The organism is Streptomyces sp. NPDC026672 (assembly GCF_040638185.1).
GTDB lineage: Bacteria > Actinomycetota > Actinomycetes > Streptomycetales > Streptomycetaceae > Streptomyces.
On the sequence record NZ_JBEZXS010000015.1, the window covers coordinates 48,453 to 65,608 of the forward strand.

General features: G+C 72.0%; 10 protein-coding genes. 8 read left to right on the forward strand and 2 right to left on the reverse strand.

From position 1 onward, the window contains the following. Window positions 1–68 precede the first annotated feature (68 nt). The 3 genes from AB0F77_RS19170 to ftsY all read left to right on the forward strand — a co-directional run bounded on the left by AB0F77_RS19170 (window position 69) and on the right by ftsY (window position 6,950). Window positions 69–3,782, forward strand: coding sequence for an AAA family ATPase (locus tag AB0F77_RS19170; RefSeq protein ID WP_361949516.1), 3,714 nt, complete (start codon window positions 69–71; stop codon window positions 3,780–3,782). Between the two features lie 248 nt (window positions 3,783–4,030). Further along, window positions 4,031–5,452, forward strand: a complete 1,422-nt coding sequence (locus tag AB0F77_RS19175; RefSeq protein WP_361949519.1) for a sugar porter family MFS transporter — start codon at window positions 4,031–4,033, stop codon at window positions 5,450–5,452. A gap of 298 nt (window positions 5,453–5,750) precedes the next feature. Further along, window positions 5,751–6,950 (forward strand): signal recognition particle-docking protein FtsY, encoded by a 1,200-nt coding sequence (gene ftsY / locus AB0F77_RS19180; protein ID WP_361949522.1) that lies wholly within the window; start codon window positions 5,751–5,753, stop codon window positions 6,948–6,950. A 135-nt stretch (window positions 6,951–7,085) separates the two neighbouring features. Here ftsY and AB0F77_RS19185 read toward each other — a convergent pair whose 3' ends face one another. Further along, window positions 7,086–7,742 (reverse strand): bifunctional DNA primase/polymerase, encoded by a 657-nt coding sequence (locus AB0F77_RS19185; RefSeq protein ID WP_361949524.1) that lies wholly within the window; start codon window positions 7,740–7,742, stop codon window positions 7,086–7,088. Window positions 7,743–8,202: 460 nt separating this feature from the next. Between AB0F77_RS19185 and AB0F77_RS19190 the strand changes: the two genes are divergently transcribed. From AB0F77_RS19190 to ffh, 5 genes are all read left to right on the forward strand, one after another. Continuing rightward, a complete protein-coding gene (locus tag AB0F77_RS19190) occupies window positions 8,203–9,675 on the forward strand; it encodes a hypothetical protein (RefSeq protein WP_361949526.1) in 1,473 nt (490 codons plus the stop codon). A 321-nt stretch (window positions 9,676–9,996) separates the two neighbouring features. Next, window positions 9,997–11,334, forward strand: coding sequence for an ammonium transporter (locus tag AB0F77_RS19195; protein ID WP_361949528.1), 1,338 nt, complete (start codon window positions 9,997–9,999; stop codon window positions 11,332–11,334). Continuing rightward, complete coding sequence (locus AB0F77_RS19200) at window positions 11,331–11,669, forward strand: P-II family nitrogen regulator (RefSeq protein ID WP_003997576.1); 339 nt, start codon at window positions 11,331–11,333, stop codon at window positions 11,667–11,669. Before AB0F77_RS19195 ends, AB0F77_RS19200 begins: the two co-directional genes overlap by 4 nt. A gap of 41 nt (window positions 11,670–11,710) precedes the next feature. Continuing rightward, complete coding sequence (locus AB0F77_RS19205; RefSeq protein WP_361949531.1) at window positions 11,711–14,161, forward strand: [protein-PII] uridylyltransferase; 2,451 nt, start codon at window positions 11,711–11,713, stop codon at window positions 14,159–14,161. Window positions 14,162–14,242: 81 nt separating this feature from the next. Then, window positions 14,243–15,790: a signal recognition particle protein gene (ffh, locus tag AB0F77_RS19210; RefSeq protein ID WP_361949533.1), complete on the forward strand. Its 1,548-nt coding sequence runs from the start codon at window positions 14,243–14,245 to the stop codon at window positions 15,788–15,790. Between the two features lie 85 nt (window positions 15,791–15,875). Here the strand turns inward: ffh and AB0F77_RS19215 are convergent, their stop codons facing one another. Beyond that, window positions 15,876–16,730 (reverse strand): methyltransferase domain-containing protein, encoded by an 855-nt coding sequence (locus AB0F77_RS19215; protein ID WP_361949536.1) that lies wholly within the window; start codon window positions 16,728–16,730, stop codon window positions 15,876–15,878. Between the last annotated feature and the right edge of the window lie 426 nt (window positions 16,731–17,156).

The following is a 17,156-nucleotide window of genomic DNA, read 5'->3' on the forward strand; positions in this document are numbered from 1 at the left end:
ATCGGCGAAACCGCGGGGTTGCGAGGGTTCATGGAGTGAGATAGCGCCGGAAGGTAGAGTCCGGCGGCGTGCACCTCAAGGCCCTGACCCTCCGTGGGTTCAAGTCGTTCGCCTCGGCGACCACGCTCCGGTTCGAGCCGGGGATCACGTGTGTCGTCGGTCCGAACGGCTCGGGCAAGTCCAATGTCGTGGACGCGCTCAGCTGGGTGATGGGCGAGCAGGGTGCCAAGTCGCTGCGCGGCGGCAAGATGGAGGACGTCATCTTCGCCGGCACCACCGGGCGCCCGCCGCTCGGCCGGGCCGAGGTGTCGCTGACCATCGACAACTCCGACGGGGCCCTGCCCATCGAGTACACCGAGGTCACCATCACGCGGATCATGTTCCGCAACGGTGGCAGCGAGTACCAGATCAACGGCGACACGTGCCGTCTGCTCGACATCCAGGAACTGCTCTCCGACTCCGGCATCGGCCGGGAGATGCACGTCATCGTCGGCCAGGGTCAGCTCGACTCCGTTCTGCACGCCGATCCCATGGGCCGCCGCGCCTTCATCGAGGAGGCGGCCGGTGTCCTCAAGCACCGCAAGCGCAAGGAGAAGGCGCTCAGGAAACTGGACGCGATGCAGGCCAACCTGGCGCGGGTGCAGGACCTGACGGACGAGCTGCGGCGGCAGCTGAAGCCGCTCGGCCGGCAGGCGGCGGTCGCCCGGCGGGCGGCGGTGATCCAGGCGGACCTGCGCGACGCACGGCTGCGGCTCCTCGCGGACGATCTCGTACGGCTGCGGGAGGCGCTGAGGACCGAGGTTGCCGACGAGGCCGCGCTGAAGGAGCGCAAGGAGGCCGCCGAACAGGAGCTGCGCAAGGCGCTCCAACGCGAGGCCCTGCTGGAGGACGAGGTAAGACAACTCACGCCCCGGCTCCAACGCGCCCAGCAGACCTGGTACGAACTGTCCCAGCTCGCCGAGCGGGTGCGCGGCACCGTCTCGCTGGCCGACGCCCGGGTCAAGAGCGCGACGTCGACGCCCCCGGAGGAGCGGCGCGGCCGTGACCCCGAGGACATGGAACGCGAGGCGGAGCGCATCCGCGAACAGGAAGCGGAACTGGAGGCCGCCCTGGAGGCGGCGCAGCACGCGCTTGAGGACACAGTAGCCCATCGGGCCGAGCTGGAGCGCCAACTGGCCGTCGAGGAGAGGCGGTTGAAGGACGTCGCGCGCGCCATCGCCGACCGGCGCGAGGGACTGGCCCGGCTGAACGGGCAGGTCAACGCCGCGCGTTCACGGGCCGCCGCCGCGCAGTCCGAGATCGACCGCCTCGCCGCGGCGCGCGACGAGGCGCAGGAACGGGCGGTCACGGCGCAGGAGGAGTACGAGGCGCTGAAGGCGGAGGTGGACGGCCTCGACGCCGGGGATGCGGAACTCGGCGAGCGGCACGAGGAGGCCAGGCGGCAGCTCACCGAGGCGGAGGCCGCGCTCGGCGCCGCGCGCGAGGCGGCCACGGCGGCCGAACGCCGGCGGGCGGCGACCAAGGCCCGCCACGAGGCGCTGGCGCTGGGCCTCAGGCGCAAGGACGGCACCGGAGCACTGCTGGGCGCACGGGACCGGCTCACCGGGGTCCTGGGCCCGGCGGCGGAACTCCTCACGGTGACCCCGGGCCGCGAGATCCCCCTGGCCGCGGCCTTCGGAGCGGCGGCCGGCGCGATCGCGATGACCACCCCCACATCAGCGGCGGAAGCAATCCGCCTACTCAAAAAACAGGACGCAGGCCGAGTCTCCCTCCTCCTGACAACAGCCCCCGAAGGGGGCGCGGGGAACGGCGCGACCGGCCACGACGAACCGGCAGCCGAGGAACGACCTCACCCGCCCGAGGCGACAACACCCCCGCACGACTCCACGCCGCCACCGTCATCGCCCCAAAGGGGCGCGGGGAACGGCGCGACCGGCCACGACGCACCCGCAGTCGAAGAACGACCCCTCCCCGTCCTTTCGGCGCACCCCGCGGAGCGCTTCGTGAGGGGACCGGTCGAGCTCATGCCCTCCGTGCGCCGCCTGCTGCGCGGCATCGTCGTGGTCGACACACTGGAGGACGCCGAGACACTGGTCCGCGCCCACCCCGAGCTGACCGCGGTGACCGCCGAGGGCGACCTCCTCGGGGCGCACTTCGCGCACGGCGGCTCCGCGGGGGCGCCCAGCCTGCTGGAGGTGCAGGCGTCCGTCGACGAGGCCGCCGCCGAGCTGGAGGAGCTGGCCGTACGGTGCGAGGACCTGGCCGCGGCGCAGCAGGAGGCGGCACAGCGGCGCAAGGAGTCCGCCGCGCTCGTCGAGGAACTGGGGGAGCGGCGCCGGGCCGCCGACCGCGAGAAGTCGGCCGTGGCCCAGCAGCTCGGCCGCCTCGCGGGCCAGGCCAGGGGCGCCGCGGGTGAGGCCGAGCGCTCCACCGCCGCCGCGTCCCGCGCACAGGACGCCCTGGACAAGGCCGTCACGGAGGCCGAGGAACTGGCGGAGCGGCTGGCCGTGGCCGAGGAGCTGCCCGTCGAGGAGGAACCGGACACCTCCGTGCGCGACCGGCTCGCCGCCGACGGCGCCAACGCCCGGCAGACCGAGATGGAGGCCCGCCTCCAGGCCCGTACCCACGAGGAACGCGTCAAGGGCCTCGCCGGCCGCGCCGACGCGCTCGACCGCGGCGCCCGCGCCGAACGCGAGGCACGCGCACGGGCCGAGCAGCGCCGCGCCCGGCTGCGCCACGAGGCGTCCGTCGCGGAGGCCGTCGGCTCCGGTGCCCGGCAACTGCTCGTCCACGTCGACGTCTCGCTCGTCCGGGCCGGGGAGGAACGTACCGCCGCCGAGGCCGCCAAGGCCCGCCGCGAGCAGGAGCTGTCCGCCGCCCGGACCGCCGGCCGCGACCTCAAGGCCGAGCTGGACAAGCTGACGGACTCGGTGCACCGCGGCGAGGTCCTGGGCGCCGAGAAGCGCATGCGCGTCGAGCAGCTGGAGTCGAAGGCGCTGGAGGAACTGGGCGTCGAACCGGCGGGACTCGTCTCGGAGTACGGCCCCCACCAGCTCGTACCGCCCTCCCCGCCCGCCGAGGGCGAGGTGCTGCCCGAGGACCCGGAGCACCCCCGCAACCAGCCGAAGAGGTTCGTGCGGGCGGAGCAGGAGAAGCGGCTCAAGGCGGCCGAACGGGCGTATCAGCAGCTCGGAAAGGTGAATCCGCTCGCCCTCGAGGAGTTCGCCGCGCTGGAGGAGCGGCACAAGTTCCTCAGTGAGCAGCTGGAGGACCTGAAGAAGACCCGCGCCGACCTGCTCCAGGTCGTCAAGGAGGTCGACGAGCGCGTGGAACAGGTCTTCACCGAGGCGTACCGCGACACCGCCCGCGAGTTCGAGGGCGTGTTCAGCAGGCTGTTCCCGGGCGGTGAGGGCCGGCTGATCCTGACGGACCCGGACAACATGCTCACCACCGGTGTCGACGTGGAGGCGCGTCCGCCGGGCAAGAAGGTGAAGCGGCTGTCCCTGCTCTCGGGCGGCGAGCGTTCGCTGACCGCCGTCGCGATGCTCGTGTCGATCTTCAAGGCCCGGCCGAGCCCGTTCTACGTGATGGACGAGGTCGAGGCCGCCCTCGACGACACCAACCTCCAGCGGCTCATCCGCATCATGCAGGAGCTCCAGGAGTCCTCGCAGCTCATCGTGATCACCCACCAGAAGCGCACGATGGAGGTCGCCGACGCGCTGTACGGCGTCTCCATGCAGGGCGACGGGGTGTCGAAGGTGATCTCGCAGCGCCTGCGGTGATGTGTCCGCGGCGCCTCCCCTTCAAGAGATGTACACAACTTCGGCACTTGGCATCCGACCGGCTATCTAAAAGGTCACATAGGTCCGGATCACCCTCATGTTGACTTCGAAACTTGAAGGCATAGTCTCTGTGATGTTGTTTTTACCTTCAGGCGTGAGTGAGTGGTGTGCGGGTATGCGCCACTGGAATCCCTGAAGGGCTCGCCCCACACCTCCGGCGATGTTGTCGGTGGCCCGAGGAGTTACACGTGACCAGCACAGCGCAGGCACCGCAGTCAGGAGCCGGGAGCACGGCTCACCCCGAACATCTCGGGCACGTCATCTTCATCGCGGCGGCGGCCGCCATGGGCGGCTTCCTCTTCGGCTACGACAGCTCCGTGATCAACGGCGCCGTCGAGGCCATCCGTGACCGCTACGACATCGGCTCCGCGGCCCTCGCCCAGGTCATCGCCATCGCGCTGATCGGCTGTGCCATCGGCGCCGCCACCGCCGGCCGGATCGCCGACCGGATCGGCCGCATCCGCTGCATGCAGATCGCCGCCGTGCTGTTCACGATCAGCGCCGTCGGCTCCGCCCTGCCGTTCGCGCTGTGGGACCTCGCCTTCTGGCGGATCATCGGCGGCTTCGCCATCGGCATGGCCTCGGTCATCGGCCCCGCCTACATCGCCGAGGTCGCCCCGCCCGCCTACCGCGGCCGGCTCGGCTCCTTCCAGCAGGCCGCGATCGTCGTCGGCATCGCCATCTCGCAGCTGGTCAACTGGGGCCTGCTCAACGCCGCGGGCGGCAACCAGCGCGGTCAGCTCATGGGCCTGGAAGCCTGGCAGGTCATGCTCGGCGTCATGGTGATCCCGGCCCTCCTCTACGGCCTGCTCTCCTTCGCCATCCCCGAGTCCCCCCGCTTCCTGCTCTCCGTCGGCCGGCGCGAGCGCGCCCGCGCGATCCTCGCCGAGGTCGAGGGCCGGGAGGCCGACCTGGACGCGCGGGTCACCGAGATCGAGCTGGCGATGAAGAGCGAGCACCGGTCGACCTTCAAGGACCTGCTCGGCGGCGGCTTCCTCTTCAAGCCGATCGTCTGGGTCGGCATCGGGCTGTCGGTCTTCCAGCAGTTCGTCGGCATCAACGTCGCGTTCTACTACTCCTCGACGCTGTGGCAGTCGGTCGGCGTGGACCCGACGGACTCCTTCTTCTACTCGTTCACCACGTCGATCATCAACATCGTCGGCACCGTGATCGCGATGATCTTCGTGGACCGCATCGGCCGCAAGCCGCTCGCGCTCATCGGCTCCGTCGGCATGGCGGTCGGCCTCGCGCTGGAGGCGTGGGCGTTCTCGTACGACCTGGTCGACGGCAAGCTGCCCGCCACGCAGGGCTGGATCGCCCTGGTCGCCGCCCACGTGTTCGTCCTCTTCTTCGCCCTGTCCTGGGGCGTGGTCGTCTGGGTCATGCTCGGCGAGATGTTCCCGAACCGGCTCCGCGCCGCCGCGCTGGGCGTGGCCGCAGCCGCGCAGTGGCTCGCCAACTGGGCCATCACCGCGAGCTTCCCGTCGCTGGCCGACTGGAACCTGTCCGGCACGTACGTGATCTACACGGTCTTCGCCGCGCTCTCCATCCCGTTCGTGCTCAGGTTCGTCAAGGAGACGAAGGGCAAGGCCCTGGAGGAGATGGGCTGACGCCCCCGCGAACCGAAATGGGCTGACGCCCACGCCGACCGAGGAGAGGGCCGAGCCCCCGCCGCTCCTCTCCTCACCCCCGCCCCGCCCCCGGCCCGGACCCGTCCGAGCCGGGGCGTCGGCTTTTTCGACCGGTCCGGTGCTCCCACGCCCGGCGCTTCCACGAGCCGCCCCCGGCACCGCCGCCCTCCGGGCCACCGGTCGCTCCCTGCGGGCGGAGACGCGTGGGCGGGGCTACGGAAAATCCACGTGCGCACAGCCGGGCCTGCGCGGGGGTGGGAGGGATACTGGTCGGGTTATGGAAACCGTCATCCTTGCTGTAGTCATCGCCGTGGTCGTGCTCGGTGTGCTCGGCGGGCTGGTCATCGGCAGTCGGCGCAAGAAGTCGCTGCCCCCGCCGCCCCCCGCCGCGCCCGACATCACCGCGCCCCCTGCCGAGCCGCACGTCGGCGACGAGGCCGAGACCCCGCGCGACGAACCGCGCCGCACGATCGAGGAGGTGGACCTCCCGGGCGGTGCCCCCGCCGCCGTCGAGGAACCCCCGGTCGTCGAGGCCCCCGCGATCGAGATCCCGGAGCCCACCGCCGGACGCCTGGTCCGGCTGCGCTCCCGCCTCTCGCGCTCCCAGAACGCCCTCGGCAAGGGGCTGCTCACGCTGCTGTCGCGCGAGCACCTCGACGACGAGACCTGGGAGGAGGTCGAGGACACGCTGCTCACCGCCGACGTCGGGGTGCAGCCCACCCAGGAGCTGGTCGAGGGGCTGCGCGAGCGCGTCAAGGTGCTCGGCACCCGCACCCCCCACGAACTGCGCGGCCTGCTGCGTGACGAGCTGCTCAAGCTGGTCGGCACCGACGTCGACCGCACCGTGAAGACCGAGCCGGAGGGCCGCAAGCCGGGCATCGTGATGGTCGTCGGCGTCAACGGCACCGGCAAGACCACCACCACCGGCAAGCTCGCCCGCGTCCTGGTGGCCGACGGACGCACCGTCGTCCTCGGCGCCGCCGACACCTTCCGCGCCGCCGCCGCCGACCAGCTCCAGACCTGGGGCGAGCGTGTCGGCGCCTACACCGTGCGCGGCCCCGAGGCGGGCGACCCCGCCTCCGTGGCCTTCGACGCGGTGAAGGAGGGCAAGGAGATGGGCGTGGACGTGGTGCTCATCGACACCGCCGGTCGGCTGCACACCAAGACCGGGCTCATGGACGAGCTCGGCAAGGTCAAGCGTGTCGTCGAGAAGCACGCGCCGCTCGACGAGGTGCTGCTCGTCCTCGACGCCACCACCGGGCAGAACGGCCTCGTCCAGGCCCGGGTCTTCGCCGAGGTCGTCGACATCACCGGCATCGTCCTGACCAAGCTCGACGGCACGGCCAAGGGCGGCATCGTGGTCGCCGTCCAGCGCGAACTGGGAGTCCCGGTCAAGCTGGTGGGTCTCGGCGAGGGCGCCGACGACCTGGCCCCCTTCGAGCCGGAGGCGTTCGTTGACGCCCTTATCGGGGAGTGAGCACCGCCACCCCCTCACCACGCACACGCGCGAGCGCCCGTCCCCGGAAACATCGGGGGACGGGCGCTCGCGCGTGGTGCGACGCTCTGAGCTCGCCGGTGCGCGGACGACACCTCGCGGCGCCCCCGGCGGAGCTCAGTCGCGGGAGCGGTGTGCCACGTAGGCCAGCGTGCCCAGCAGCAGCCGGGCCGCCGGGGGGCGCGTGACCGAGTCGAGCGCCGGCGGACGCAGCCAGCGCACCGGGCCCAGGCCGCCCCGGTCGGAGGGCGGCGCCGTGACGTACGCGCCCGCGCCGAGGCCGCGCAGGTCCAGCGAGGTCGGGTCGTCCCAGCCCATGCGGTAGAGCAGCGTGGGGAGCTCGGCCGCGGCGCCCGCCGCGACCAGGAACTGCGCCCGGCCGTCGGGGGTCGCGAGGACGGGACCGAGGGGGAGCCCCATGCGTTCAAGACGCACCAGCGCGCGCCGCCCGGCCGCCTCGGCGACCTCGATCACGTCGAACGCGCGGCCCACGGGCAGCATCACCGAGGCACCCGGGAACTCGCCCCACGCCTTGGTGACCTCGTCGAGGGTGGCGCCGGCACAGACCTGGGGGGCGAACTCCAGCGGATGCGCCCCCGGCGTACGGCAGTCCGCCCGTCCGCAGGAACACGCGCCCTGCGCGGCGCGGGCGCCCGGTACGACGTCCCAGCCCCACAGACCGGTGAACTCGGCGACGGCGGTGCACTCCGACGAACGGGTACGCCGACGCGTGCCGGAGCGGATCTCGCGAATGCCGCCGATCGTGAAGCCCATGCCCCCTCCAACGGGTCCAGCGCGCCGGTGGTTACGCCACGCAGCGATATGGAAGCGGAACGTGACCCTACGGCCCTGCCCTACCCCGTGGTCGCGAGGTACCGGGCGGCGCCCTGGAGTGCCGAGGGTGGTGTGCACGGCGCCGCGCGCCCCCTGGTGCACCGCTCCGCCCACTTCCGGTCGTCCGGTGTCAAGTCAATCGCGCCCGCGTATCCGTGAGTTCATTCGAAGGGGTGGCGAATGGTGGCGTTTCCAGGTTCGCCATGGCTGGGCGCGTGATCGTAGGATTACTTTGAGTGTGCACGTGGCCGGGAGGCACATGCCCTTGTGGGTATGCCGGAGGCAACGCGGGTTCCCGTTCGAAGGGTGAGAAGTCCCGGACGGACGGCCGTATTCACCGGCATTCTGATAGGGCTTGGCGCACTCGGCGACAAGTGGTCTCAGGGATGGGGGCGTTCCAGTGGGCGGCAACGGCGGTGGCGGAGCGAACGCTGACAAGCGCCCGAACGAGCTGCTCGGCTCGTGGTTCGTGCGCAGCGGCTGGTCCAAGGGCGAGCTGGCCCGCCAAGTCAACCGCCGCGCCCGCCAGTTGGGTGCCAACCACATCTCCACGGACACCTCGCGGGTGCGCCGCTGGCTGGACGGCGAGAACCCCCGCGAGCCCATCCCCCGGATCCTCTCCGACCTGTTCTCCGAGCGCTTCGGCTGTGTCGTCTCGGTCGAGGACCTCGGCCTGCGGGCCGCCCGCCAGTCACCCTCCGTGTCCGGCGTCGACCTGCCCTGGACGGGCCCGCAGACGGTGGCGCTGCTCAGCGAGTTCTCGCGCAGCGACCTGATGCTGGCGCGGCGCGGCTTCCTCGGGACCTCGCTGGCCCTGTCGGCGGGCCCGTCCCTCATCGAGCCGATGCAGCGCTGGCTCGTCCCCTCGCCGGCCGCCCCGCTCCCGGAGCCCGAGCCGGCCGAGCCCCGCCGCCCCGGCCGGCTGTCCAAGCCCGAGCTGGAGCTGCTGGAGACGACCACGGTGATGTTCCGCCAGTGGGACGCCCAGTGCGGCGGCGGCCTGCGCCGCAAGGCGGTCGTCGGCCAGCTCCACGAGGTCACCGACCTCCTCCAGGAGTCCCAGCCCGAGGCCACGGCGCTCAAGCTGTTCAAGGTCGCCGCCGAACTGGCCGAACTGGCGGGCTGGATGAGCTACGACGTGGGGCTCCAGCCCACCGCCCAGAAGTACTTCGTGCTCGCCCTGCACGCCGCCAAGGAGGCCGGTGACAAGCCCCTCGGCTCGTACGTCCTGTCCAGCCTGAGCCGCCAGATGATCCACCTCGGCCGGCCCGACGACGCCCTGGAACTGATCCACCTCGCGCAGTACGGCAGCCGCGACTGCGCGAGCCCCCGCACCCAGTCCATGCTGTATGCGATGGAGGCCCGCGCCTACGCCAACATGGGCCAGCCCGGCCGGTGCAAGCGGGCGGTGCGGATGGCCGAGGACACCTTCGCCGAGGCCGACGAGTGGGACGAGCCGGACCCCGACTGGATCCGCTTCTTCTCCGAGGCCGAACTGCACGGCGAGAACTCCCACTCCTTCCGCGACCTCGCCTACGTCGCCGGCCGCAGCCCCGCCTACGCCTCCATGGCCGAGCCCCTGATGCGCCGCGCCGTGGACCTGTTCGCCGACGACCCCGAGCACCAGCGGTCGTACGCGCTGAACCTCATCGGCCTCGCCACCGTCCACCTGCTGCGCGACGAGCCCGAGGAGAGCACGGTCCTCGCCTCACGGGCCATGGGCATCGCCAAGAAGGTCCGCTCCGAACGCGTCAACACCCGCATCCGCAAGACCGTCGACACGGCCGTACGCGACTTCGGCGACCTCGCGGAGGTCGTCGACCTCACCGACCAGCTCGCCGTCGACCTCCCGGAGACCGCGGAAGCGGTCTGACCCGCCCAGCCCCGGCCGCGGCCGGTCCTCCCGAACAGCCCGACTCGGCTCCCCCATGCCAGGTCATCGGAAGGCCCGCCGCGGCCGGTTCTTTTCCTCCGCGGAAGGTTGCGCCACGATAACGATGCCATGGGCGATCCTCCGGCACTTCATCGACGCGTAACACACAGGGCGCCTTCGTCACCCCGGCGAAACAACGAGGGGCTTCCACCGAAACCGCGCTGCGCCAATCTCATGGCGCATAACCGGCCCACCCCTCACTGACCGGACCTTTACAGGCTTCGCCCGCACGGGGCCGTACCAACCGACGAGGAGACGCCGATGGCACCAGCCATCATGCTTGCGGCGGACGCACCCAAACTGTCGTCCGCCAACACAGGCTTCATGCTGATCTGTTCCGCCCTGGTGATGCTCATGACACCGGGCCTGGCCTTCTTCTACGGAGGCATGGTCCGCGTCAAGAGCACCCTGAACATGCTGATGATGAGCTTCATCAGCCTGGGCATCGTCACCATCCTGTGGGTGCTCTACGGCTTCTCGATGGCCTTCGGCACCGACAAGGGCTCCCTCATCGGCTGGACCTCCGACTTCGTCGGGTTCAGCGGCATCGACAAGGGCGCCCTCTGGGACGGCTACACGATCCCGGTCTTCGTCTTCGCGGTCTTCCAGCTGATGTTCGCGATCATCACCCCGGCCCTGATAAGCGGTGCGCTCGCCGACCGCGTCAAGTTCTCCGCATGGGCGATCTTCCTCGTCCTGTGGGTCACGATCGTGTACTTCCCGGTCGCGCACTGGGTCTGGGGCACCGGCGGCTGGGCCTTCGACCTCGGCGTGATCGACTTCGCCGGCGGTACGGCGGTCCACATCAACGCGGGTGCCGCGGCCCTCGGTGTCATCCTCGTCATCGGCAAGCGCGTCGGCTTCAAGAAGGACCCGATGCGTCCGCACAGCCTCCCGCTGGTCATGCTCGGCGCCGGTCTCCTGTGGTTCGGCTGGTTCGGCTTCAACGCCGGCTCCTGGCTCGGCAACGACGACGGCGTCGGCCCGCTGATGTTCGTCAACACCCAGATCGCCACCGCCGCCGCCATGCTGGCCTGGCTCGCCTACGAGAAGATCCGCCACGGCGCGTTCACCACGCTGGGCGCCGCCTCCGGCGCGGTCGCCGGTCTCGTCGCCATCACCCCGTCCGGCGGCGCGGTCTCCCCGCTCGGCGCGATCGCCGTCGGCGCCATCGCCGGTGTCCTGTGCGCCATGGCCGTCGGCCTCAAGTACAAGTTCGGCTTCGACGACTCGCTCGACGTCGTCGGCGTCCACATGGTCGGCGGTGTCGTCGGCTCCCTGCTGATCGGCTTCTTCGCCAGCGGCAAGGGCCAGTCCGACGTCGAGGGCCTCTTCTACGGCGGCGGCATGGACCAGTTCTGGAAGCAGTGCGCGGGCGTCTTCGCCGTCCTCGCCTACTCCCTGGTGGCCTCCGCGATCCTCGCCTTCCTCCTCGACAAGACCATCGGCATGCGGGTCCCCGAGGACGAGGAGGTGTCCGGCATCGACCAGGCCGAGCACGCCGAGACCGCATACGACTTCAGCGGCACCGGCGGCGGTGTCGTCGGATCCTCCGCTCCGGCCCTGGCCGGTACGGCCGGCAAGAAGGTGGACGCATGAAGCTCATCACCGCCGTCGTGAAGCCGCACCGGCTCGACGAGATCAAGGAAGCCCTCCAGGCGTTCGGCGTGCACGGCCTGACGGTGACCGAGGCGAGCGGTTACGGTCGTCAGAGGGGACACACCGAGGTCTACCGCGGCGCCGAGTACACGGTCGACCTCGTCCCCAAGATCCGTATCGAGGTGCTGGCCGAGGACGACGACGCCGAACAGCTCATCGACGTCATCGTCAAGGCCGCCCGCACCGGCAAGATCGGTGACGGCAAGGTCTGGTCCCTGCCGGTCGAGACGGCCGTACGGGTCCGCACCGGCGAGCGCGGCCCGGACGCGCTCTGACCGGCCTCGCCGGCCGACAAGTGAAGGACAGGAGTCGCTGGGTGACGAGCACGGACGTTCGTGAAGACGCAGAGGACTCGGGACCCGGCGGTTACGCGGCGGCCCGGCTGCGCCTCCTCGGTGAGGGGGCGCGGTCCGGGCCGCCGCGCCGTGCGGCCCTCGCGGAACTGACCGACGACTGGCTGTCGGGACTGTTCGACGCGGGCGTCGGCGGACTGCGCGGTGTCTCCCTGGTCGCCGTCGGCGGCTACGGCCGCGGGGAGCTGTCCCCGCGCAGCGACCTCGACCTCCTGCTCCTGCACGACGGCGGCGACCCCGCCGCCGTCGCGGCCCTCGCCGACCGCCTCTGGTACCCGGTCTGGGACCTGGGGCTCGCCCTCGACCACTCCGTGCGCACCCCCGCCGAGGCCCGCCGCACCGCGGGCGAGGACATCAAGGTGCAGCTCGGCCTGCTCGACGCCCGCCACCTCGCGGGCGACCTCGGCCTCACCGCCGGACTGCGCACGGCCGTCCTCGCCGACTGGCGCAACCAGGCGCCGAAACGTCTCCCCGAACTCCAGGAGCTGTGCGCCGAGCGCGCCCGGCGCCAGGGCGAGCTCCAGTACCTCCTGGAACCCGACCTCAAGGAGGCCCGCGGCGGACTGCGCGACGCCACCGCCCTGCGCGCCGTCGCCGCGTCCTGGCTCGCCGACGCCCCCCGAGAGGGCCTCGCCGACGCCCGCCGCCGCCTCCTCGACGTACGCGACGCCCTGCACCTGACCACCGGCCGCGCCACCGACCGGCTCGCCCTCCAGGAACAGGACCAGGTCGCCGCCGAACTCGGCCTCCTCGACGCCGACACCCTCCTGCGGCAGGTGTACGAGGCGGCGCGCGTCATCGCGTACGCGAGCGACGTCACCTGGCGCGAGGTGGCCCGCGTGCTCAAGTCCCGCGCCGTCCGCCCCCGGCTGCGCGCCATGCTGGGGGGCGGCAAGCCCGTCGCCGAGCGGTCGCCGCTCGCCGAGGGCGTCGTGGAGCAGGACGGCGAGGTGGTGCTCGCCCGCGCCGCCCGCCCCGAACGCGACCCCGTGCTTCCCCTGCGCGCCGCGGCCGCCGCGGCCCAGGCCGGCCTCCCGCTCTCCCTGCACGCCGTACGGCGCATGGCCGCCACCGCGCGCCCCCTGCCCATGCCCTGGCCGACCGAGGCCCGCGAACAGCTCGTCACCCTCCTCGGCTCCGGCCGCCCGACCGTCGACGTCTGGGAGGCGCTGGAGGCGGAGGGCCTGATCACCCGGCTGCTGCCCGACTGGGAGCGGGTCCGCTGCCGCCCCCAGCGCAACGCCGTCCACATCTGGACCGTCGACCGGCACCTCATCGAGACCGCCGTCCGCGCCTCCGAGCTGACCCGGCGCGTCGGCCGCCCCGACCTCCTCCTCGTCTCGGCCCTGCTCCACGACATCGGCAAGGGCTGGCCCGGCGACCACTCGGTGGCGGGCGAGATCATCGCGCGCGACGTGGCCGCCCGGATCGGCTTCGACCGCGCCGACGTCGCCGTGCTGTCGACGCTCGTACGCCACCACCTGCTCCTCGTCGAGACCGCCACCCGGCGCGACCTGGACGACCCCGCCACCGTGCGCTCGGTCGCCGAGGCCGTCGGCACCCAGGGCACGCTGGAACTGCTGCACGCGCTCACCGAGGCCGACGCGCTGGCCACGGGACCGGCCGCCTGGTCGTCCTGGCGGGGCTCCCTCGTCGCCGACCTGGTCGCACGCGTCGCGGCCGTGCTCGCGGGGGACGAGCCCGGCGAACCCGAGCCCGTCGCCCCCACCGCCGAACAGGAGCGGCTCGCCATCGAGGCGTTCCGCACCGGCGGCCCCGTGCTGGCGCTGCGCGCCCAGACCGAACCCCCCGCCGACGAGCGGCCGACCGGGGAACCCGAGCCGCTCGGCGTGGAGCTGCTGATCGCCGTACCGGACCAGCCGGGCGTGCTGCCCGCCGTCGCCGGTGTGCTCGCCATGCACCGGCTCACCGTCCGCACGGCCGAGCTGCGCACCCTGCGCCTGCCCCACGACGTCGACGAGGGCTCGGTCCTGCTGCTGGACTGGCGGGTCGCCGCCGAGTACGGCTCGCTGCCCCAGGCCGCCCGGCTGCGCGCCGACCTGGTCAGGGCGCTCGACGGCTCCCTGGACGTCGCCGGGCGCCTCGCCGAACGCGACGCCGCCTATCCGCGCCGGCGCGGCTGGGTCGCCCCGGCCGCCCGGGTCACCGTCGCCCCGGCCGCCTCCCGCCACGCCACCGTCATCGAGGTTCGCGCCCAGGACGCCCCGGGACTGCTGTTCCGCATCGGCCGGGCCCTGGAGGACGCGGGCGTACACGTGCGCAGCGCCCACGTGTCCACCCTGGGCGCCAACGCGGTCGACGCCTTCTACGTCACCGGACCCACCGCCGACCCCCTCCCACCGGAGGAGGCCACGGCCACGGCCCACAAGCTGGAGGAGACCTTGCGGGGATGACCGGGGCCGGGTTCAGCCCGGCCGGGATACCCTGGAGGGCGATTCGCCCAGCCATCACCGACCCCGAGGACCGACGCCGCCGTGTTCGATACTCTCTCCGACCGCCTCTCAGCGACATTCAAGAGCCTGCGCGGCAAGGGGCGGTTGTCCGAGGCGGACATCGACGCCACGGCCCGCGAGATCCGCATCGCCCTCCTCGAAGCCGACGTGGCGCTGCCCGTCGTGCGGACGTTCATCAAGAACGTCAAGGAGCGGGCGCTCGGGGCTGATGTCTCAAGGGCGCTCAATCCGGCCCAACAGGTTCTGAAAATCGTCAACTCCGAGTTGGTGGCCATCCTCGGCGGCGAGACCCGGCGGCTGCGGTTCGCCAAGAACCCGCCCACCGTGATCATGCTGGCCGGCCTCCAGGGCGCCGGCAAGACCACCCTCGCGGGCAAGCTCGGCCGGTGGCTCAAGGAGCAGGGCCACTCCCCGCTGCTCGTCGCCGCCGACCTCCAGCGCCCCAACGCCGTCAACCAGCTGAGCGTCGTCGCCGAGCGCGCCGGCGTCGCGGTGTACGCGCCCGAACCGGGCAACGGCGTGGGCGACCCGGTCAAGGTCGCCAAGGACTCCATCGACTTCGCGAAGTCCAAGGTCCACGACATCGTCGTCGTCGACACCGCCGGCCGGCTCGGCATCGACGCCGAGATGATGCAGCAGGCCGCCGACATCCGCGACGCCGTCTCCCCGGACGAGATCCTGTTCGTCGTCGACGCGATGATCGGTCAGGACGCCGTCAACACGGCGGAGGCGTTCCGCGACGGCGTCGGCTTCGACGGCGTGGTGCTTTCCAAGCTCGACGGCGACGCCCGCGGTGGTGCCGCCCTGTCGATCCGGCAGATCACCGGCAAGCCGATCATGTTCGCGTCGAACGGCGAGAAGCTCGACGACTTCGACGCGTTCCACCCGGACCGGATGGCCTCCCGCATCCTCGACATGGGTGACCTGCTCACCCTGATCGAGCAGGCGGAGAAGACGTTCAGCCAGGAAGAGGCCCAGAAGATGGCCTCCAAGCTGGCGTCCAAGAAGGGCCAGGACTTCACCCTGGACGACTTCCTGGCCCAGATGGAGCAGGTCAGGAAGATGGGCAGCATCTCCAAGCTGCTCGGCATGCTGCCCGGCATGGGGCAGATCAAGGACCAGATCAACAACATCGACGAGCGCGACGTGGACCGCACCGCGGCGATCATCAAGTCGATGACCCCGGGCGAGCGCCAGGACCCCATGATCATCAACGGCTCCCGGCGCGCCCGTATCGCCAAGGGCTCCGGTGTCGAGGTCAGCGCCGTGAAGGGCCTGGTCGAGCGGTTCTTCGAGGCCCGCAAGATGATGTCCCGCATGGCCCAGGGCGGCGGCATGCCCGGGATGCCGGGGATGCCGGGCATGGGCGGCGGTCCGGGCCGTACGAAGAAGCAGCCGAAGAAGGCCAAGGGCAAGCAGCGCTCCGGCAACCCGATGAAGCGTAAGCAGCAGGAGCTGGAGGAGGCCCAGCGGCGCGAGGCCGCGGCCCAGGGCGGTGCGTTCGGACTGCCCCAGCAGGGCGATCAGGACTTCGAGCTGCCGGACGAGTTCAAGAAGTTCATGGGCTAGCCGTCCGCGTCAGGGCCCCGAGGGCGTCCCTTTCCCGCTGTGGGGGAGGGGCGCCCTCGTCGTCTCCCGGCGCGGGGCCCGGAGCCTACGGGACCCGCGCGATCAGATAGCGGAACACGTTCGGCATCCACACTGTGCCGTCCCGCCGCTGGTACGGGTGCAGTGCCTCCGCGACCTCCTTCTCCACCTGGGCCTGGTCCGCCGTCGCGATCGCGGCGTCGAACAGCCCCGTCGACAGCAGCCCGCGCACGGCGCTGTCGGCGTCGGCGTACCCGAACGGGCAGGACACCCGGCCGGAACCGTCCGGTACGAGCCCGGCCCGCTGCGCGACCTCCTCCAGGTCGTCCCGGTGGGCCGGACGCCACACACCCGCGCCGTGCGGAGGATCGGCCGGTTTCGACACCGTCCGCAGCACCTCCGTGGTGGCGCAGCGCTCCGGCGGCCCCCAGCCGGTCAGCACCACCGCCGCCCCGCGCCGTGCGAGGGGCACCGCCGCGGTGAGCAGGTCCACCAGTTCCTCCGCGTCGCCCGCGCGGCAGCCGATCGGCTCGAAGGCGGTCACCAGGGAGAACGCGGGCGTCTCCGCGTCGGCCGCGTCCCCCGGTGTGCCCTCGACGACGCGGGCGCGGGCCCGCGCGCGGGCGCCCCACGGGTCCGGCTGGAGGCGCTGGCGGGCCAGCGCGAGGAGTTCCGGACGGGAGTCGACCCCGGTGACCTCGGCTCCTCTGGAACCCGCCGTCAGCAGGGCGAGTCCGGAGCCGCAGCCGAGGCCCAGCACCCGGGTGCCGGGGCCCACTTCGAGTCGCTCGTGGACGGTCTCGTGGAGCGGCACCAGCATCCGCTCCTGGATCTCGGACCAGTCACGCGCGCGTGCGCACAGGTTCACCCGGGCTGTCGCTCCCGTGTGAGACGGGTGATGTCGCACGAGCGTAGGTGTCATAGGTAAGCGCCCCAATCCGCCGAGAGTCGCGATGGTGCCGTTCCGGTGCCCCCCTGCCGTGCCCCCGCACTCCCCCCGTATGCCAGGTAACTCCCGGCTCGCGACCTAGTCCAGGGGTCCAGGGGTCCCGCTTGGGGCATACCGGCCGTTGTGGCGAGAATTCACATCCCGGCAACGTGCGGCTTCCCCGGGAGGGGCGGTGCGCGGCCCCCGGAACGCTCCCGGTAACGTCACCGTGTGGCGTACGGCCACCGGTGGGGCGGGCCCGCGGTCCGAGAGCGGCCGAAACGCCCCTTGCGTTTCCGTCGGCCACCGCCGTCACCGTGTGCGGACGCGATCTACGCGCGGGGTCGTACGTCGGGCTACGTACCGGCTTGGTATGAGCTGTGAGGCTTCTCCGCAGATCAGCGCACCCGCCCTCGTCAG

Coding starts and splice junctions, on each gene's coding strand:
- AB0F77_RS19195 (WP_361949528.1), top strand. CDS start 9,997: ATGGCACCAGCCATCATGCTTGCGGCGGACGCACCCAAACTGTCGTCC.
- ftsY (WP_361949522.1), top strand. CDS start 5,751: ATGGAAACCGTCATCCTTGCTGTAGTCATCGCCGTGGTCGTGCTCGGT.
- AB0F77_RS19215 (WP_361949536.1), bottom strand. CDS start 16,730: ATGACACCTACGCTCGTGCGACATCACCCGTCTCACACGGGAGCGACA.
- AB0F77_RS19200 (WP_003997576.1), top strand. CDS start 11,331: ATGAAGCTCATCACCGCCGTCGTGAAGCCGCACCGGCTCGACGAGATC.
- AB0F77_RS19185 (WP_361949524.1), bottom strand. CDS start 7,742: ATGGGCTTCACGATCGGCGGCATTCGCGAGATCCGCTCCGGCACGCGT.